Genomic DNA, 18,085 nt, shown 5'->3' on the forward strand with positions numbered 1-18,085 from the left:
TCACCACACTCTGTTCAGTCGATGTTGCGGACACGCTTGACGAAGTCGACGAGGGCGGCGGCGACCTCGACCGGACTGTCCTCCTGCAGGAAGTGCACTCCGGGGACGGTGACTTCGGTCTGATTGGGCCAGCTCCTGGCAAAGTCCAGCGCCGGCCCGATCAGGAGACTTCCCGGGTCACCGCGGACCAGCAACTTCGGTAGCGGGGACTGCGCCAGCCACGCCCCGTATCGCCGCATCGCCTCGATCGTGTAGTCGGGGCCTTCGCCGAGAATCGGGAGCTGACGAGGCCAGCTCAGGGTCGGCCGCCGCGATTCTCCCGGCGTGGCGAAGGGAGCACGGTAGACCGCCTTGTCCTCGGCCGAGAGCGACGTGCAGCCGAACATGACGTTTTCCAGAAAGAAGTTGTTCTCCAGCACCATCTCCTCCCCCGCCGGGGACCGGAAGCCCTGGAAGATCGAGCGGAACTGCGGGTCGAAGTCGCGCCATTCGAGCGCGCTGACCATCGCCTCCATGTAGGCGATGCCGGCGACGCGGTCACGGTTGCGCTCGGCCCAGTCGAAACCCAGCGCCGAGCCCCAATCATGTAGGACGAGGATGACGTTTTCGGTCACGCCGAGCTTGTCCCATGCCGCGAACAGGAAGTCCCGGTGATCAAGGTAGGAATAGCTGTTGGGGCCGGAGTCCGCCACCTTGTCGGAGTCTCCCATCCCGAGCAGGTCGCAGGCGATCAGCCGGCCGTACCCCTCCAGGCTGGGGAGAATGTTGCGCCACAGGTGGGAGGATGTCGGGTTTCCGTGCGTGAAGACGATCGGATCGCCCTCGCCCCGCTCGACATAGGCCATCTTGTAGCCGTTGACGTCGACGTACTTCTTCTCGAGTGCCATGAGCCCTCTTCTCAACGATCAGAACCTCAGTCGAAGACCGCCGCGGCGAACGCCTCCAGCTCGCGGGGTACGTCCGTGCTGGTCGGGGTGTAGGCGAACTCGGTCACGCCGAGTTCCTCAGCCGCGGCCAACCGCTCACGCAACTCCTTCGGTGTGAAGACCGAACCCTGCTCCTGCAGGAACTGCGTGGTCAGGAAACGGCGGTCACGATCACTCACGCCGATCAGGTGCTTGTCGTGGATCTGCAGGTGCCGGGTGGTCTCGTCGATCTCGTCGTACGATTCCGCCCACTCGTGCGTGCCTGGCATGTACTGGAGCAGGCCCGACTCGTAGGCGAAGTGGAACGCCATGGCCGCCGCCGGGCCGGCGGAGGCCAGCACCCGCTCCGACGACGGATCCTCCCCTTCGTCGAGGACCGTTCCCATGAGCGCCAGCACGCTCACGTCGAAGCCGCCCACCGGATTCGGCGCACAGAACACCCCGTCGCCGATCTCGTGGCCGACCTGAATGCCTTTCGGTCCGGACACCGCGACCAACAGCGGCACCCTGATCGGCAGCCGGGCCCCGAAGTCGCCGTCGTGCAGGAGCTGGATGGTTTTCCCCTCCCACTGCGCCTGTTCGCCCGCCAGGAGGGCGCGCAGCACCTTGATGTATGCCGCGACGTCCGCCCATCGAACCGGCTTCTGGCCCAGCATGCGCCGCCCGGCGAAGCCGCTACCGATCGCGACGGACACTCGCTCCTGGCCGACCAGCGAGACGAGTGTCGAGATGGCTGCGGCGTTCACCATCGGGTGTCGCAGCGCCGGGACAAGCACGCCCGGCCCGATGCCGATCCGTTCGGTGCGCTCCGCGGCCCTGGCGAGCTGCATCCACACCTCCGAGTAGAGCGTCGGGGTGTCGCAGCAGAACGCCCTCGAATAGCCGAGCTGCTCGGCGATCCGGATGTACTCCGGCACCCGGTTGGAGGTGGTGAACTGGCAGGAGATCGTGAGTGGCATCGAGACCTTCTCCGAGGTTATGAGCCGACCGGTGCGGCTCGCTGTCAGCCGTGCCTTCCGAGGAAGCGTGGCCGCCGGCATGCGGCGGACATCGATCAACTCGGCGGCCTGATTGAACTCTCAATATCACCATAGCAGAATGATTGAGAGTTCAACAGCGCCTGCTGTGCCGCGGTGCGCGGCGGCGCTCAGGCCGAGTCGTGCAGCAGCACGGCTTTGACGGTCACACCGGCACGCGCGTCGGCCACCGCGTCGTTGATCTTCGCAAGCGGATAGGTTCGGACAAGGCGATCGAGCGGGAACCGACCGCGCCGGTACTGTGCGATGATGCGCGGAATGAGCGCAGCTGGCGCCTGATGCCCCATCACGGATCCGGCGATCGTGCGGCCCCGCAACAAGTCGAACGCGTTGGCGCGGACCGAGGCGTCCTGCCCTGCGACGCCGAGGATCGAGGCGGTGCCGCGCGCGGCGAGCACCGCGATCGCGGTGGACATCGCGGTGGCGTCACCAGTGGACTCGACGCTGTAGTCGACGCCGGTCCCTCCCGTGAGGGTCATGATGGCGTCGTCGGTCGTAGTCTCGGCGGCGTTGACGACATCGGTGGCACCCAACGCCGACGCGAGTTCGAGTCGATGCGGGTGTCGGTCGACGGCGATGATGCGCCCAGCCCCGGCGACCGCCGCCGCCAACACGGCGGACATTCCGACCGTTCCCGTGCCGAGCACCGCAACTGTGCTACCGGCGTTGACACGTAAGGAGTTCCACACCGCGCCCGCGCCGGTCAGCACGCCGCAGCCCAGCGGCGCCAGGACCTCGTCCGGGATGTCGTCGTCCACGGCGACCAGTCCCTGCCGATGCGCCAGACCGTAGTTGGCGAACGAGGACTGCCCGAAGAAGTGGTCGTGCACGGGTGCACCGCTGGCATCGGTGAGACCGGTCGAGCCGTCGGCCCGCTGTGCGGCGAAATTCAACGCTGCGTGGTCGGCACAGTAGGCCGGTTGCCCGTCAACACACGATGAGCACACACCACATGAGTCCACGCTGAGCACGACCCGCGTGCCTGGGGCGACACCGGAGACCTGCGAACCCACTGCCTCGACGACGCCGACGCCCTCGTGCCCGGCCACCACTGGCAGCGGAGTGGGCAGACGGCCGGCAGCCACTTCCAGGTCGGTGTGGCACAGACCGCTGGCGGTAAACCGGATGAGCAGCTCATCCGGTCTGGGATCCGCCAGGTGGAGCGTCTCGACGGTGAAGTCGGACCGCCCGCGACGTGCAACCGCCGCAGTGACGACATGTGGCATGGCCTTTCCTTACAGGCGAGGAGAAGTGACGCGAATGACGGCGTGTTCCGCGCTAGCGCCCGGGTTGTGTCACGTTTCGACATGCGGTCCGTAGCGCGTGGACGACCGCCGACACGCCGGGTTCGGCCAGCGTGATGGTGTAGTGGTTCACGGCGGGCAGGAAGGTTTCCCTGATCTGCGGCAGGTGGGTTCGGTACTCGTCCAGCAGTGCCTGGTTGATCAGGCCGGGCCGCTGGTTGAGCAGCCCGCCCTCGGCCCAGAGCAGCGTGATCGGCAGGTCCGTCAGCCCGAACGCGATCTCCCGGGTGGCAGCGTCGAACCGACCGTCGAGAAAGTCCTCCCGCACCGCCTGCTCCACGGTCCGAGACACCAGCCCGTCAAGATCGTAGTCCACAAAGGACTCAATCGCGGCGTTCCAGGTGTTCGTCTCGGCGAAGGCCGGATGTCGTCGCCAGTACGCCCGATAGTCCTCTCGTGACGCGTACGTGCGACCCAGCCGACGCAGCGCCGGACCGAGGAACCGGTCGATGTAGCCGTCGATGTCGACTCCCACCGGCGCGGCGGGCGTCAGGCCGCCGTCAACCAGCACCACTTCGGCGACTGTGCTGCCACTGGCGAGGCGTTCGCAGACATAGCCGCCCATCGCGTGGCCCACGAGGACGGTCCGCCGTGGCTGGAAGGCGTCGATGACGGCCTGGACGTCCTCGGCATGACGGGCCAGTCCGTACGGTCCGGGGAGGCCGCTGCTACCGCCGCGGCCGCGCAGATCCGGGGCGATGAATGTGACATCGCCGCACTGCGGGGCGACCGCCGACCAGATTCGGTGGGACATGGTCAGACCATGGATGGCGATCACCGCGACCTCCGGGGATACGCCGGCGTTCCAGATGGCCACCGTCAACGGTCCGCCCTTGACCGGGACCTCCACCAGATCGGGTGCCATCGTCAACCCGTGATCACGGTCCGCTGACGGCCCAGCCGGGAGACCTCGACCTCCACGACGTCGCCCATCCGCAGCCAGGGATAGCGCTCCTCGCCGTGGGTGCCGGACAGCTCCAGGATGCACCCCGTCGCACAGGTTCCGGAGCCGATGACGTCGCCGGCCTTGATGACGGCGCCACTGGATTCGTACTCGACGAACTCCTCAAAGGAGTAGTGGATGTCGGCCAGGTTGCCACGGCTGTACTCGACGCCGTTGACCGACGCGGTCATCGCGAGATCAAAGGCCTTGCCCTGACGCACGTCGGCGAGTTCGTCGGGAGTGACGAGCATCGGTCCCACCGTGGTGCCGAAGTCCTTGCCCTTGTGCGGTCCCATCGACAGCACCATCTCGCGCCGTTGGACGTCGCGCGCGCTCCAGTCGTTCATCACCATGTAGCCGGCGATGTAGGAGCCGGCCTGTTCCGCCTTGACGTCCCGGCCGTCCCGACCGACGACCGCGGCGACCTCCACCTCGTAGTCGAGCCGCTGGCAACCCGGCGGCACCGCCAGGTCCTCCGTGGGGCCCAGCATCGCGTGCGGGTTGGAGAAGTAGAAGATCGGCAACTCGAACCACACCGGATCCAGATCCAGTCCCCGGCTTCGCCGCCCGGCGCGGGCGTGCTGTTCGAAGGCGTAGTGGTCACGGAACGCGCCCGGGTCGGGGATGGGAGGCATCACCCGCACAGCGGCCGGATCGGCGACGACATCAGGATCACGCAGTGCACGCTCACCCGCTGCGGCAAGCCGTTCGCCGTCGTCACCGAGCAACCCACGCAGGGTTTGCCCTGCGCCCAACAGGTGCAGCCGTTCCTCAGCCAGCACACCGGTGCGCACTTCGCCGCTCGATGGCAGCGCCACGGTCATCCATTTCACGACGTGCTCCCGGCTCGGTGTCGCGCCCAACTCCACGCGTAGGACTCGTCCTCACAGCGGTCCGCCGACGCACACAGCTCCAGCGGCTGGAAGGTGTCAAGCATCAGGGCGTACTCCTCGGTTCGCTCCTTGCCCAGCGACGCCTCCACAGCTCCCGGGTGCGGACCGTGGATGAAGCCGGACGGGTGCAGCGAGATCGACCCGGCCTCGATCGAGGAACCCTTCCGGGAGTTGAACTCACCGTCCACGTAGAACAAAACCTCGTCGCTGTCCACATTGGCGTGGCTGTACGGCGCGGGTATGGACAGCGGGTGGTAGTCGAACTTGCGCGGAACGAAAGCGCAGATGACCGCCCCGGGCGCCTCCAGGACCTGGTGCACCGGAGGTGGCTGGTGGATGCGGCCGGTGATGGGCTCGAACTCACGGATGTTCAGTGCGTACGGGTAGTTCCCGCCGTCCCATCCGACCACGTCGAACGGATGGTGCCCGTGGGTGAGCTGGGTCCAGCCGTTCCGTGTCCGCACAAGGATATCAGCGGGCTCGTCGGCGACCGTCAGAGGCTCGTCCGGGGATCGCAGGTCACGTTCGCAGTACGGGGCGTGTTCCAGGAACTGCCCGCGTGGCGACAGATACCGGCTGGGCGGGTGGATGTGACCACTGCCCAGTGCTTCGATCACCAACGCGCGCAACGGTTCGCCGGCATCGGGCACCCAGCGGTGGGTGGTGGCCGCCGGGATCACGACATAGTCGCCGCTGCGGACCGACAGCCGACCGAAGACCGTTTCCAGGGTGGCGGACCCGCTGGCGAGGAACACGCATTCGTCGCCGATCGCGTTGCGGTAGAGCGAGGAGGGCTGGTCCGCGGCGAAGTACGAGACCCGCACATCCGTGTTCGCCAGGAGCGCCTGCCGTCCGAGCACAGCGTCTGCCCCCGTGCCGTCGAGCTGACGAGTGCGGTAATGCCGTGGCAGCAGGGGATGGTTGGGACGGCTGATCGCCGTCGGACCATCGACCCGTTCGCTGCGCAGGATCGACATCGGCGGATTCTCGTGGTAGAGCAGGGCCGAGTCGTCGGCGAACCCACCCAGGCCCATCAACTCCTCGTAGTACAGGGTTCCATCAGGTTGCCGGAACTGGGTATGCCGTTTCGGCGGCAGCTCACCGACCGCGCGGTAGTACGACATGGTGCTGCTCCTTCAGTGCTTCACAAGGATTCAGTGCTCCACAAGGAACTTCTCGATTTCGGTGGCCAGCGTGACCGGCAGCTCGTCCATCGCGTAGTGGCCGGCATTGGGCAGTTCGACCAACTGGACGTCCCGGTACCACTCGCCGTAGGTCGGTCTCATCACGGCCATGCTCATGGCCGGATCATGTTCGCCGACCAGGACCAGGACCGGAGTCTGACTCCCGACCACCCGCTCATGGAAGTCCGTCCGGGCGAAGGCCATCAGGTAGTCGGCGAACGCCTGCCGGGTCGAGTGGTGCAGCGAGTGCTGGACCGTCGCGTCCAGCCACACGTCACTAAGCCGGTTGCCCGTGCTGAAGTCGATGATCGCTCGACGGTTGTCGGCGCTGTCGGCCGCTCCGTCGAACAGTCGCCACAGATCGCCGTCCATCGGCACGCCGCTGGCGGGCACCGGCGAAATGCCGACCAGCGCACGGACGAGGTCTGGGGCCTGCAGCGCGACCTGTTGCATCACGCTGCCGCCCATCGAGTGGCCGATGACCGAGAACCGTTCGATGCCGAGTTCCCGGGCCATCGTGACGGTGTCGCTGGCGGCTTCCTCGATGGAGTGCACGCCCTCGACGTGCTTGCGGGTGCCGTAGCCGCGGTAGTCCATGAAGTAGTAGCTGAACCGCGCGCGATCCAGATGGGGCCAGAGCGGCGCCCACGCGGCGGCGGACCCAAACCAGCCATGCAGTACGAGCACCGCGTGGTCGCCGCTGCCGACGCGAGCCGCAAAGTCCATGGGGTGCAACTATCGCTCCTACTGTGTCAAAATCGCACTATCTTGGTTGAGAGTGCAACCAAACCAGCAGGGTGTCAAGGGGGGCGCTCAGGGATCGAGACCTTCGCGACACCACGCAGCACATAGAGAGCTATATTCGCTCCACCGATCGAGGGAGTTGCTGTGCCAGAGAACGAGACCGGAGTACCGGCCGCCGGATCGAAGACCCTCAGCAACGGCATCCAAGTACTCAAGGTGCTCGCGAGGCACCCAAGCGGGCTGCTGCTCACCCATCTCGCGAAGGAACTCGGCCTGCACCGGACCGTGGTGTATCGCCTGCTCGGCACACTGCAGCGCGAGCGACTGGTGACCCAGCGGGAGGACGGTCGGTACGAACTCGGCCTCGGCGTGATCGAACTGTCCGGAGCGGTGCGGCCGAACCTCCAGGCGGCGGCACAGGGTCCACTGCGCACGCTCGCCAACGACACCGGAGCCACGGCATTCCTGGCCGTGCTCGACGGCGACGAGGTCGTCAGCGTCAGCGTGATCGAGCCACCGCACACTCCAGTGCACGTCGCCTACCGCACCGGACTCCGCCATTCCGTCTCGCTCGGCCCCGGCCGCGCGATCCTGATCGGCCGACCGTTCGACCCCGACCTACGGCCCGACCTGGCCAAGGCCCGGGAACTCGGCTACGTGACCACGCACGACGAAATCCAACGCGGCGCATGGGGACTGTCAGCCCCCGTCACGACAGGGCGGGAACCGGCGGAGGCCGCCGTAGGCGTCGTGGCGCTCGGACCGATCGACGAGGTCCGCATCGCCCCGTTCGTCATCGCTGCCGCCCGGGCCGTCGCACAACCCTGAGCGTCGAGTTCACGACCGATCCGGAATGCCCGACGACCAGCTCCAAACAGGCCCCGCCAAGCCGCACGGCGTGACGGAGGGAAGACCGCTGGCGACCAGCAGTGGGATTGGGGCTGGCCGACCCACTGCTGGTGGCCAGGTCTTGCCGATGCCGTGCCTCCCCCGACCACCCGGCGCGACCGGCACCGCCTGTACGCCACCCACGTCGTCCAGGCATCCGGCACCGAAAGCGGCTGATTCAGAAGGTGTTTGAGATCTTCAAGTAGCGATGCCGAAGCGGCGCGGCCCTGGTGTCGGCGACGCGTGAAAACTGACCCCCTGGCGACGGGTGAAAACGGACCCCCGTCAACAGTAGGGAGTGCTCACCGTGGAGGACTGGGCGGAGATCCGCCGTCTTCACCGAGCTGAGGGCATGCCGATCAAGGCCATCGTCCGTCAGCTCGGGATCAGCCGTAACACCGTCCGCCGGGCCCTTGCCGCCGACGCCCCGCCGCACTACCAACGGCCGGCCAAGGGATCGATCGTGGACGAGGTCGAACCACAGATCCGGCAACTGCTGGCGCAGTGGCCGACGATGCCGGCCACTGTGATCGCCGAGCGGATCGGCTGGACCCGCTCACTGACCGTGCTCAAGGAACGGGTCCGGGAGCTGCGGCCGTTGTTCGCCCCGCCGGACCCCGCCAGCCGGACCGACTACCAGCCAGGCGAGCTGGCCCAGTGCGATCTGTGGTTCCCGCCGGTCGACGTCCCGCTCGGGTTCGGGCAGGCGGGTCGGCCGCCGGTATTGGTGATGGTGTCGGGGTATTCGCGGGTGACGACCGCGCGGATGATCCCCTCGCGGCAGTCGCCGGACCTGTTGGCCGGGCACTGGGCGCTGATCCATGGACTGGGCCGGGTGCCCAAGAGGCTGAGAGCCGGCGCGATCCGGACCGGCCGCTTGCCGTCGCGCAGCCGATGCCTTCGGTCGGTGTCCCTTCAGGACAGTCCTGGTCCGACCGTTCGCAGTGCCGCTCGCACGTCGTCCTTGAACAGCAGCATGTTCTCCCTCTCCATCATGGCGGAATGGGCTCGCAGCCCCGCGATCGGCGCCACCGCGTACTCCCGGGACACCGCCCGGTCACCGAGGGCGTCGTGCAACATGTGCTCACCGACGCTGCCTGCCACCTCGAAGACGTACGAGGTACCGACCAGCCCCGGGCTTGGCGAGTATCGCGCGGCCAGTTGTTGGTTCTTCTTCCACACCCGCGCGGCACGCAGCACGTCCATCGGCCCCAGTTCCGGAATGAGCAACCGGTCACGCTGCTGTTCGTTGGTCGTGTCGAGCAGCCGCTTCAGCAGCACGGACCAGACGTCGGCGACCGAACCGTCGACGCGGATTGCCGGACTGTCGGGAAAGACGGCCCTGTCGATCTCGGCGAGGGACTCGGTCGTGACGTGGTAGGGATCCAGCAGATCGAAGAAGGCGTCGAGTGGATGTGTCGGCGCGGTGTGCTTGGCGTTCCTGGGTGGGTCGAACAACAGCAGAGGCTGCCGTTGGTTCAGCGTGACGGCGAGTTCGTAGGCCAGGAGTGCGCCGAACGACCAACCGACCAGCACCGGCGCTGTGCCGCGCAGCCGGGTGGTGATCTCGCTGCGATAGACGCGGACGAGTTCGGGCAGATCGAGCAGCGCGTCGTCCCGCCTCGTGAGTTCCGGCGCCTGGGTGACCAGCACGAGATGATCCGGTGCGATCTCGCGAATGAGTTCCAGGTAGGCGAAGGCGAGGCCGCCCGCGGGTGGCAGGAAGACGATCGGTGTCCCACTGCCACGGCACACGGTCGTCACCGTGGGCACGGGCGTCGACGCCGATCGACAAAGCGCGTCGGCCTGCTCGCGAATCGTGCCCAGCGCCAGCATCTCCGCCAGCGAGACGGAATTCCCGAACGTGTCTCGCAACTCGGCGCACATCTTCAAGGCGTCGACGGAGGTCGCGCCCCAACGCTGGAAGACGTGGTCCCCAAGACCGATCCCCCGTACCCCGAGAAGGTCTTCCCAGATATGCCGAATCCTGGTCAGCCAAAGGCCTTGGGCCTGTCGTGACGGTGGCTTCGTCGGCTCGTCCGGATCCGTGGTGATCGACTCGTCGGGCTGCTCGGCGAGCGCCGTGCGTAGGGCGTCGACGTCCACCAGTCGTTCGGCCAGGTCGGCCAGAAAGATCGACGCCGGGTGCCCGGCCGAGGGGGCGGGGCTGCTGGGTCGGGTGGGCGCGTCGGCCGGGGCGGGCGCGGGCGGTGCGACGGCTGAGTCGACGGACAGGTCGGCGGTCCGGGTACCGTCGGGCTCGTCGCGCCAAGCCGCACCGACCCGATTCAGGAACGTCCTGGCAGGAAGGTTACGGCTGGTCGAGACTGTCGTTATCCGCAGCCGGTCCAGCCCGTTGGCGATCGCCGTCTCGGCCAGCTTGGCGAGCACCCGGTGCTCCACGTCCCTGTGCAGCACCCGGCAGCTCAGTGCGAACGCGTCCACATGCAGTGCCGTTGCCTCGACGGCGTAACTCACCGCGCCGGTGAGACCGTAGTCGCCGAACCGATCCGCCACGTCCACCACCAACAGACCGCGGTCGGTTCGAGCCAGGTTCGCGGCCAACACGGTTTCGTCCAGCGCCCGAGACGACGTGGTGAACTGCGTCGTTCGCTCGCTCAACTGGGCGACTCTGGGCAGGTCCTCGGGCAGGGCAGGCCGCACGTCCACCACCAAACCCAGCGTGGCGACGAACTCCGCCTTGTCGGGCGCTTCGGCCATGGCCCTGCGCCTGCGCGCGGCGGACCTGTAGTTGCCCAACCTGCCGCTGTCCGCCGACGTCGTCCTGGACACGTCGAAGGCCCACATCCGGTCCACGAAGCCGGGCACGTCGCCGTCGTGCTGGGGAAACCTCACCGTCCACACGGACGGCAGTGATTCACGCATCCGAGCGCACTCACCCGGATTGTCATCCAGGAACACGAACGAGTCGACCGACAGGTCCAGATCGTCGGCCACACTCGCGAGCAGATCCGGCTTGGGTGACCAGCCTGCGCGAACCACGACGAAGTCGTCCAACGTGAGCGGAAACGCCGGCACACGGCGGAAGGCCGCCTCGATGTCCGCTGGCGCGTTCTGACTCACCAGACACAGCAACACACCCCGCCGGCCCAGGTCGCGCAGCGTCCGCTGGAACAGTGCACGACCGTTGCCCAGCCTCAACTCGTCGGCGGGGACCTCGGAACATGCGCCCTCCCATAGGGTGTAGTCCGCATCCACGGCGATGGCCTTGACCGGCACGCGTTCCCGCTCGTGCACCGCTCTCATCGTCGCGGTGGCGCAGGCGGTCAGGAGGTCATTCGTAGGCAGCTGCAACCCATCGGATTGGACCGTGCGGTAGTGATCACGTACGGAGTACCGCTGGACGACATCCGCCGACGCGACAACCGAAACCGACGGCAGGGCTCGCAGTCGCGCGGTCACCTCGGCCTCGTACGCCGCGGCCACGTCGGTATCGCCGACGGACGGGCACAGGCAGACGACGGCGCCCCTGGTGAATCGTGCCCCAGCGCCGGCCAGGCTTCGTTCCAGTTCGGCCAGGTTGGCTTCGAAGCGCTCGTCGGCCTCGGTGCCCGTGCCCGCGGCCCAGTCGAGAACGCGGACCAACAGGATGTCCCATGCCACCGGCTCGTCGTCGCCGTGATGGCGGAAGTGCACCGAATTGTCGCTCACGTACTCGAATCCGATGTCGAGTCCGAGGCGGCCGGCGAGAGCACGGAACGGTCGGATCACGGGCCGTGCCGGAAACGTGGCCGCGACGCGGACACGACGGCTCATGCCCCGTGCCCGTTCGCTCGCCCGGAGTCGTCGAAATCGACCTTGCAGTGGACAAGGACGCGACGCGAGCCGACCGGGTCGGCGATGCCTCGGCGACCGTGCAGCAGACGCTTGTTGTTGATGACGAGAACGTCGTCCTCACCCAGCATGAACTCGTGTGTGCGCCTGCTGTTCGCCAGTGCGGCGTCCACGGTGCCTGCGAAGTCGAACGTGTCGTCGTCCAGTAGCGCGCCGTCCCGGTCCCGCGCCTCGGCGATTCGGTAGAGCTGCCACCGGATGTCGTTCCCCGCCAGTGCCGGCGCCCAGGTCGTACCGCCGCCCAGGTCGGGGTCGATGGCCCACGGCAGCGGCTGCGTACGCAACCGCTCGACGGCAGCCGTGCCGAGCCCCCTCGTCGTGTTCAGTTCCTCGATCGCATCGTCCAACGGTAGAACCAGCGACGTGCCTTCGGATGCCTGGTCGGGCTTCCTGCACAACATGACGGTCACGTCATTGGGCGCGGGCCAGTTGGTGCTGTCCGAGTGCAGGAACTCCGTCAGCACACCCCAACCCGCCGATGTCGATGCGGCCGAGGGCCGCAACTCACGCAGGACCGCGAAGGTGGGGTCCGGGTAGGGCTGCACGGGTTTCCCGACCAGACAGGCGACAACACCGAACAGGATGTTGTCGGGATCGAAGTGCATGCCGCGCAGCACGGCGTAGTACGGATACCGGCGCAGTCGCCGCACCAGTTCGCCGCCGAGTTCCGTGAACGCCTCCGACCGCGCCAGCACGGAACTGACCAACGCCGTCCGGAATTCCGCGTCCAACAGCATCCGTTCGGACGCGGGCCGCCAGTCGGGCTCGATCAGCGCACCCAAGTCACTTCGGGGCCGCAGCACGGCCCGCGTATCAACGGTCATACGACATCCCCGATGGTTGATCCCATTCGCACCCGACCTCGCTCAACGGCCAAGCATCCTCGCCGACCCAAAGTCAATCCAGCCGCCGACTTCGATGTGATAAACCTCATAGCTGTTGCCAACAAATTTCTCGACCCGCCCACACTCTCCAACTGCGCTTATCGCAGGCCCACCACGGACAATATCTTCGATAAATCCACCACATTCGTCCGAACGAGTGATGACGACCGATCTGATAAGAGACCGTGATGACACGGCCACCCGTGGCCGCAGGTACTACATTCCGAGGTCGAGTGGGAGTGAGTCACCTCGTCGGCGGTAATGGCTGATCATGGCTCTGGTCTGATGGACTTGGCGCCACACGGCACGGGCGATCGCAGCGGCGACACCCGCAGCACGAACCAGTGTCGTCGCGGCCAGCAGCCCACGGATCGCCGCGGTCGACAACGGGAGAACGGCCGACCTCAGCAGATCACCTGCCCCTCCCGGGGCGTGGCGTGTTTTCCCTGGCTGGCGCGGGTCACCGCGAGGAAAGCCTGGGCCAGCATGCACATCGTGACGTGCCGATGCCACCCGACCCACTTGCGGACCTGGTAGGCGTCCATCCCGAGCTGGTCTTTGCCGGTCTTGTTGTCCCTACCTTCTTCTGTGCCTGATCTGGTCATTCGTAGGATCGGAGGGCCCAGGGGCTCCGGGTGTGGCTGTCATGTTGTTGCCGCTGGTGTGGCTGAGGAGGATTGGCCGCCCGGAGCCCCGCGACGACTCCGGCCGCTGATTGGGATCCGCGATGCTGATCGCTGTGTAGGGACACGTCGGCGAGGTCGTCCGCTGGGACTGGAACAACAACAACGGAGGTGACCGTGCCCGAACTGTGGGCCGGTGTGGACGCGGGCAAGACCCACCATCACTGCACGGTGATCAACACCGACGGCACCAAGGTGCTCTCCCGCCGAGTGGCCAACAACGAGGCTGACCTGCTGGAACTGATCGGCGACGTGCGGGAACTGGCCTCGGATGTGCTGTGGGCGATCGACCTGAACGCCGGCGGCGGCGCGCTGCTGATCGCCCTGCTGGTCAACCACGGGCAGAAGCTGCTCTACATCCCCGGCCGCACCGTCCACCACGCCTCCGGGAGCTACCGCGGAGATGGCAAGAGCGACGCCAAAGACGCCCTCGTCATCGCCGACCAGGCCCGCATGCGCCGTGACCTGCACCCGGTCACCACCGGCGACGAGATCGCGGTGGAGCTGCGGATCCTGACGGCCCGCCGGTACGACTTGGCCGCCGACCGCACCCGGGCGATCAACCGGTTGCGCGCCCAACTCCTGGAGTACTTCCCCGCTCTGGAGCGGGCGTTCGACTACAGCAAGTCCAAGGCCGCGCTGGTCCTGCTGACCGGCTACCAAACCCCCGCCGCGCTGCGGGAGTGTGGCCAGGACCAGCTCGCCAGTTGGCTGCGGGGCCGGAAGGTCCGCAACAGTGCGGCGGTCGCCGCCACCACTGTGAAGGCTGCGCAGGCGCAGTTCACCACCATTCCGGGAGTGGCGACGGCCGCAGCCATGGTGGCCCGGCTGGCGAAGGGGATGATGGCCTTGGATGAGGAGATCGCGGAGACCGACACGCTCATCGAGGGCCGGTTTCGCCGGCACCGCCACGCCGCCGCCGTGCTGAGCATGCCCGGCATCGGGCCGTTGCTCGGCGCCGAGTTCATCGCGTTGACCGGCGGGGACATGACCGTGTTCGGCAGCGCCGACCGGCTTGCGGGTGTCGCGGGCCTGGCCCCGGTGCCCAAGGACTCCGGACGGGTCCAGGACAACCTGCGCCGTCCACACCGCTACAACCGACGCCTGCTGCGCATGTTCTACCTCTCCGCGCAGGTCGCCACCCGGTGGTGTCCCACGTCGAAAGCGTTCTATGACCGCAAAAGGCGCGAGGGTAAGACGCACAAGCAGGCGACACTCGCCCTTGCCCGCCGACGTTTGAGCGTCCTGTGGGCCCTCATCCGCGACAACCGCACCTTCCAGGCCAGCACGCCCCAACCAGGCGCCGTCGCGGCCTGACGAACTCGTGGACCGTCACCGCCGCCGCTTGACAACCTCATTGGGATTCCTCCTCGATCTTCCAGCGCAGCCCGGCGGCCCGCACCATCTCGGCCATCGTCGTGGACAGCAGGGCGTGCACCAGGAAGTACTCGATGTCGTAGGACGCGGGTTGTCCCTTGCGCCTGCGCATGTCCTTGGACCGTCGGATCAGCAGCGTGTGGGCGAATCCGTCGGTCGGGTCTTGTCCTTTCACCCGCACCGCGTGCATCGCCCAGTCATACAGCCGGGCGCCCTTGCTCCCCTCACCCGCCGACCGACGCTCCCACCGCTGGGCGCGGCCGGTCAGAATGTCCTTGCAGCACAACGCCTTCCCCCGCGCGTCGACCAACGACAGATCGACCGGCACCGCCATCACATAGCGGAGGGCGTTGTCGTGGCAGAACGCCCGCAGACCTGGATCACGACCGTAGCCGGAGTCCGCCGCGAACCACCCGAACACCACGTCCGCCGCGAGCACCCGCGCCAGCATCCGTTGCACCAGTTGGGGCTTGGTCGCGAACTCCCGCTCGGCGGGTATCCCCGCGGCTCGGCAGCGGTCCGGAGCCGCCGTCCACGACTCCGGCAGGTAGAGCTCCCGGTCGATGAACGCGTGCCCGGCCTCGGTGGCATAGGTCAGCATCGGCATGACCTGACAGTTCTCGATCTGGTTGGTCAGCCCGCAGTGCTGGGGTGCGACCCCCACGCTGTTGCTGCCCTTCTTGATGGCCTGGGTGTCATCGGCGACCAGGATCGCGTCGGTGGCTCCCAGGCCCGCCACCACGTAGTCGCGGACCAGGTCGCGCAGCACGTCGGCGTCCCAGACCGCGCCATCGAGCAGGTGCTCGACCGGGCGTGGGGTGGGCAGTCCCGCGTGCTCAGCCAAGCCCCAGGAGTTCTTCTTGGGCACGTCGGCCAGCAACGCGCGCAGCATCAGCCCGAACGTCTTCTTCGGTTCGGGGCGGGTGAACATCCAGCTCAGGCGGTCGGTCAGGGTTTGAAGGTCAGCGTCCCAGGCGGCGATGTCCTGGGCGGTCACCTGCTCCACACCAACATCAACAACGACTCACCCCGGCACATTCCTTGATCTGGGAATGTAGTACAGGTGACCAAACGGTCCACGAGCGCCACGGCAAAAACCCTTCAGCATGTTTTGCTCACCCCTCTGGTCGGGATCGTCTTCTTCCTCGTGCTGACTCCGATCGGCGTCGTGCTCCGTCGCGTCATCGACCCGCTGCAACTTCGGTGGCGCAGTGACCGGGCGAGCTACTGGAGCGCGCCCCACGGCCTGGCCCAGGTCGAGGAGACGTCATCGGCTCACCCGCGCGCACGCCGGAATTCGTGACCATGTTCCGCCGGGGGACAGCAAGCGCGATGGTCGGCCGCGGGGACAGTCTGGTGCCACAGATGGCGGCGTACCGGGATCTGAGCGATCCGGCCGAAGTCCCGTGGCTGCCCTATGTGATGTATTTTCACCGGCGCGACTGCCGATCGCCCGTGGTGAACACCGACCGACTCGGCTTCCGGCTCACCTCGTGGCGCGACTCCGTCATCTCGCCGGCCACGGCGCACACCGCGGCGGCCTCGGTACGAGTCCTGGCCGGCAGTTCGACGGTCTTCGGCGTGGGCGCGACGGGTGACGGCGCGTGCATATCGTCCCGCCTCTCGACACCGGAGGAAGAGTCGCCCTGGCTCAACTTCGGCGGTCGTGGGTACTCAGCCACGCAGGAGTTGCTGCTGTTCTTGTTGAACCGGCACCTGTTGCCGCCGGTTCGTGACATTGTGATCATGAGCGGCGCCAACGACCTGATCCTCACCGGCCTGAAGAGCTCACTCGACAGCGAGTACGGATCGTTCTTCTCCTGCGGCGAATACTACGCCACTATGGAGGAAGCGAAGCCCCGGCACCGAAACGGGCGAGGCACGCGGCGATCGTCGCGGCATCTTTCCGCTCGACCGCCGGTCACGACAGCCGGCGACGAGCCGGACCGATCCGCCGAGGACCGGGTGCGGCGCACAACGGAGCAGATCGCGCGAAATCTGGACAACTGGTTGCCGTTGGCCGACGCCTCCGGCGCACGACTCTCCTACGTCCTTCAGCCGGTCGCGAGCTGGATACGCGACCGGCCGCCGTGGGAAGAACAACTTCTGTTCGACGACTCGAACCGACGCAACGCGTTCGAGCAGCGCTTGTTCGAAGCCGTCGAACATCAGTCGGCCGGCAAGATGCTCAGCGACGCGATCGCCGAAGAGTGCGGTAAACGCGACATCCGGCTCATTGACATGAACGAAAAAATGAAGAGTTCGATCGGCCCCGACCAGTGGGTTTTCATCGACCGGGTTCACCTGAACGACGACGGCTACCGGACTGTCTCACAGATCATGACGGACGCCATGTGACCACAGATACGACCGAGGAGCAGGGATGCGCTGGCTTCGCCGACTCGTCGCGCTGTTCAGGGACCGACTCCCATCGAGAAGAAGGCGGCGAGAGCCCGACGACGGGTCGATCTATCCATTTCAGTAGCGATTCGGGCGGAGTTCCAAGGAAAGGACTTGATGAACAATGACCATCGAAACCGAGCGGCGCCGCCTGACAGTCGGTGACCAGGTCCGCAGCCTGGAGATCGACGGCTACGCCGTCCTGCCGGGTGTGCTGGACGAGGACGCCGTGCACGCTCTCGGCGATCTCCAGCGCCGCACGTCCCTCGATCGCTCCAGCTACACGGACAAGCAGTGGTACCGGCACAACCTGCAACGGGACGGCGATCCCGAGGTCCTTCGCCTGGTGGAGCAGCCCAGGATCCTGGCCTTCCTCGACACGCTGTTCGCCGACGAGCTGGTGTGCATCGGAGTGAGTTGCTCCCGCTCCGAGCCCGGCTACGACGGCATGCCGCTGCACACCGACAGCCACCCCTACGGATCGAACAACCTGGGAGCGGTCGGCACCTCCCCGGTGATCGTCCGGGTTCTCTACTATCTGGACGACATCACGCCCGACCGGGCGCCGCTGCTGGTGGTGCCGGGCTCCCACCTGAGCCTGCACCGCGACGCGATGCCCTACCTGCGCTACCGCTCCCATCCCGACGCCGTTGCCGTGACGTGCCGCGCGGGTGACGCCGTGCTGATCAACCAGCGCGTGTTCCACGCGGCCGGCGCCAATCGAACGGATCAGCCGCGTCGCATGTTCGCCGCGTCGTACCGTCCGGCCTGGGCCGGCCCGACGCTACCGGTCCCCACCGACGGCGTGCCGGAGCGCAACGGCATGAAGGAGTCGGTCTACCGGATGCTGGCTGATCCGAACCGGCGCACCGTGGACACCCACATCGTCAACTGGTCCGACGACCTGCCGGAGTCCGGAGTGGGCCTGGGCAGGTCACGGTGGGCGGACTCACGGCCCTCGTGAGCG

General features: G+C 67.0%; 16 protein-coding genes and 1 pseudogene. 6 read left to right on the forward strand and 11 right to left on the reverse strand.

Annotated features, from left to right (window positions below; genetic code table 11):
* Window positions 1–14 precede the first annotated feature (14 nt).
* The 7 genes from JJ691_RS32720 to JJ691_RS32750 all read right to left on the reverse strand — a co-directional run bounded on the left by JJ691_RS32720 (window position 15) and on the right by JJ691_RS32750 (window position 7,013).
* Window positions 15–887, reverse strand: coding sequence for a haloalkane dehalogenase (locus tag JJ691_RS32720; RefSeq protein ID WP_211763442.1), 873 nt, complete (start codon window positions 885–887; stop codon window positions 15–17).
* Window positions 888–913: 26 nt separating this feature from the next.
* Entirely contained in the window at window positions 914–1,885 is a 972-nt protein-coding gene (locus tag JJ691_RS32725) for an LLM class flavin-dependent oxidoreductase (protein ID WP_211763443.1), read from the reverse strand.
* A 188-nt stretch (window positions 1,886–2,073) separates the two neighbouring features.
* Window positions 2,074–3,189 carry an NAD(P)-dependent alcohol dehydrogenase gene (locus tag JJ691_RS32730; protein ID WP_211763444.1) on the reverse strand — a complete coding sequence of 372 codons (1,116 nt, stop codon included), beginning with the start codon at window positions 3,187–3,189 and terminating at the stop codon, window positions 2,074–2,076.
* A gap of 52 nt (window positions 3,190–3,241) precedes the next feature.
* A complete protein-coding gene (locus tag JJ691_RS32735) occupies window positions 3,242–4,132 on the reverse strand; it encodes an alpha/beta hydrolase (RefSeq protein ID WP_211763445.1) in 891 nt (296 codons plus the stop codon).
* A gap of 2 nt (window positions 4,133–4,134) precedes the next feature.
* A complete protein-coding gene (locus JJ691_RS32740) occupies window positions 4,135–5,034 on the reverse strand; it encodes a fumarylacetoacetate hydrolase family protein (protein ID WP_249228300.1) in 900 nt (299 codons plus the stop codon).
* A 5-nt stretch (window positions 5,035–5,039) separates the two neighbouring features.
* Window positions 5,040–6,227: a homogentisate 1,2-dioxygenase gene (locus JJ691_RS32745; protein ID WP_211763447.1), complete on the reverse strand. Its 1,188-nt coding sequence runs from the start codon at window positions 6,225–6,227 to the stop codon at window positions 5,040–5,042.
* A 30-nt stretch (window positions 6,228–6,257) separates the two neighbouring features.
* Window positions 6,258–7,013, reverse strand: a complete 756-nt coding sequence (locus tag JJ691_RS32750) for an alpha/beta fold hydrolase (protein ID WP_211763448.1) — start codon at window positions 7,011–7,013, stop codon at window positions 6,258–6,260.
* A gap of 162 nt (window positions 7,014–7,175) precedes the next feature.
* Between JJ691_RS32750 and JJ691_RS32755 the strand changes: the two genes are divergently transcribed.
* Window positions 7,176–7,859, forward strand: coding sequence for an IclR family transcriptional regulator (locus JJ691_RS32755; RefSeq protein WP_211763449.1), 684 nt, complete (start codon window positions 7,176–7,178; stop codon window positions 7,857–7,859).
* A 358-nt stretch (window positions 7,860–8,217) separates the two neighbouring features.
* Window positions 8,218–8,817: pseudogene (locus JJ691_RS32760) on the forward strand (helix-turn-helix domain-containing protein); the annotation flags it as partial.
* A 17-nt stretch (window positions 8,818–8,834) separates the two neighbouring features.
* Here JJ691_RS32760 and JJ691_RS32765 read toward each other — a convergent pair.
* The 3 genes from JJ691_RS32765 to JJ691_RS32775 form a co-directional block, all read right to left on the reverse strand.
* The gene (locus JJ691_RS32765; protein WP_211763450.1) at window positions 8,835–11,696 is read right to left on the reverse strand and encodes an HAD-IIIC family phosphatase; all 2,862 of its coding nucleotides are present in this window, start codon (window positions 11,694–11,696) and stop codon (window positions 8,835–8,837) included.
* The gene (locus tag JJ691_RS32770) at window positions 11,693–12,598 is read right to left on the reverse strand and encodes a hypothetical protein (protein ID WP_211763451.1); all 906 of its coding nucleotides are present in this window, start codon (window positions 12,596–12,598) and stop codon (window positions 11,693–11,695) included. Before JJ691_RS32770 ends, JJ691_RS32765 begins: the two co-directional genes overlap by 4 nt.
* 464 nt (window positions 12,599–13,062) lie before the next feature.
* Window positions 13,063–13,263, reverse strand: a complete 201-nt coding sequence (locus tag JJ691_RS32775; RefSeq protein WP_211763452.1) for a hypothetical protein — start codon at window positions 13,261–13,263, stop codon at window positions 13,063–13,065.
* Window positions 13,264–13,452: 189 nt separating this feature from the next.
* Here JJ691_RS32775 and JJ691_RS32780 point away from each other — a divergent pair, with 189 nt between their 5' ends.
* The gene (locus JJ691_RS32780) at window positions 13,453–14,658 is read left to right on the forward strand and encodes an IS110 family transposase (protein ID WP_211763453.1); all 1,206 of its coding nucleotides are present in this window, start codon (window positions 13,453–13,455) and stop codon (window positions 14,656–14,658) included.
* Window positions 14,659–14,695: 37 nt separating this feature from the next.
* Here JJ691_RS32780 and JJ691_RS32785 read toward each other — a convergent pair whose 3' ends face one another.
* A complete protein-coding gene (locus JJ691_RS32785) occupies window positions 14,696–15,715 on the reverse strand; it encodes an IS701 family transposase (protein ID WP_442912788.1) in 1,020 nt (339 codons plus the stop codon).
* Between the two features lie 66 nt (window positions 15,716–15,781).
* Here JJ691_RS32785 and JJ691_RS32790 point away from each other — a divergent pair, with 66 nt between their 5' ends.
* The 3 genes from JJ691_RS32790 to JJ691_RS32800 all read left to right on the forward strand — a co-directional run bounded on the left by JJ691_RS32790 (window position 15,782) and on the right by JJ691_RS32800 (window position 18,082).
* Window positions 15,782–16,021 (forward strand): hypothetical protein, encoded by a 240-nt coding sequence (locus JJ691_RS32790; RefSeq protein ID WP_211763455.1) that lies wholly within the window; start codon window positions 15,782–15,784, stop codon window positions 16,019–16,021.
* Entirely contained in the window at window positions 16,018–17,076 is a 1,059-nt protein-coding gene (locus JJ691_RS32795) for a hypothetical protein (RefSeq protein ID WP_211763456.1), read from the forward strand. The genes JJ691_RS32790 and JJ691_RS32795 overlap by 4 nt, the downstream gene beginning before the upstream one ends.
* 166 nt (window positions 17,077–17,242) lie before the next feature.
* Window positions 17,243–18,082, forward strand: a complete 840-nt coding sequence (locus JJ691_RS32800) for a phytanoyl-CoA dioxygenase family protein (protein WP_211763457.1) — start codon at window positions 17,243–17,245, stop codon at window positions 18,080–18,082.
* The last annotated feature ends 3 nt before the right edge of the window (window positions 18,083–18,085 follow it).

Source organism: Kutzneria sp. CA-103260, from assembly GCF_018263855.1.
In the GTDB taxonomy this organism is placed as follows: Bacteria; Actinomycetota; Actinomycetes; order Mycobacteriales; family Pseudonocardiaceae; genus Kutzneria.

Bases quoted from the DNA above. Each gene is read 5' to 3' on its own strand.
- JJ691_RS32735 (WP_211763445.1), bottom strand. From the start codon at position 4,132: ATGGCACCCGATCTGGTGGAGGTCCCGGTCAAGGGCGGACCGTTGACG.
- JJ691_RS32740 (WP_249228300.1), bottom strand. From the start codon at position 5,034: ATGACCGTGGCGCTGCCATCGAGCGGCGAAGTGCGCACCGGTGTGCTG.
- JJ691_RS32775 (WP_211763452.1), bottom strand. From the start codon at position 13,263: ATGACCAGATCAGGCACAGAAGAAGGTAGGGACAACAAGACCGGCAAA.
- JJ691_RS32720 (WP_211763442.1), bottom strand. From the start codon at position 887: ATGGCACTCGAGAAGAAGTACGTCGACGTCAACGGCTACAAGATGGCC.
- JJ691_RS32765 (WP_211763450.1), bottom strand. From the start codon at position 11,696: ATGAGCCGTCGTGTCCGCGTCGCGGCCACGTTTCCGGCACGGCCCGTG.
- JJ691_RS32730 (WP_211763444.1), bottom strand. From the start codon at position 3,189: ATGCCACATGTCGTCACTGCGGCGGTTGCACGTCGCGGGCGGTCCGAC.
- JJ691_RS32800 (WP_211763457.1), top strand. From the start codon at position 17,243: ATGACCATCGAAACCGAGCGGCGCCGCCTGACAGTCGGTGACCAGGTC.
- JJ691_RS32750 (WP_211763448.1), bottom strand. From the start codon at position 7,013: ATGGACTTTGCGGCTCGCGTCGGCAGCGGCGACCACGCGGTGCTCGTA.
- JJ691_RS32770 (WP_211763451.1), bottom strand. From the start codon at position 12,598: ATGACCGTTGATACGCGGGCCGTGCTGCGGCCCCGAAGTGACTTGGGT.
- JJ691_RS32745 (WP_211763447.1), bottom strand. From the start codon at position 6,227: ATGTCGTACTACCGCGCGGTCGGTGAGCTGCCGCCGAAACGGCATACC.
- JJ691_RS32725 (WP_211763443.1), bottom strand. From the start codon at position 1,885: ATGCCACTCACGATCTCCTGCCAGTTCACCACCTCCAACCGGGTGCCG.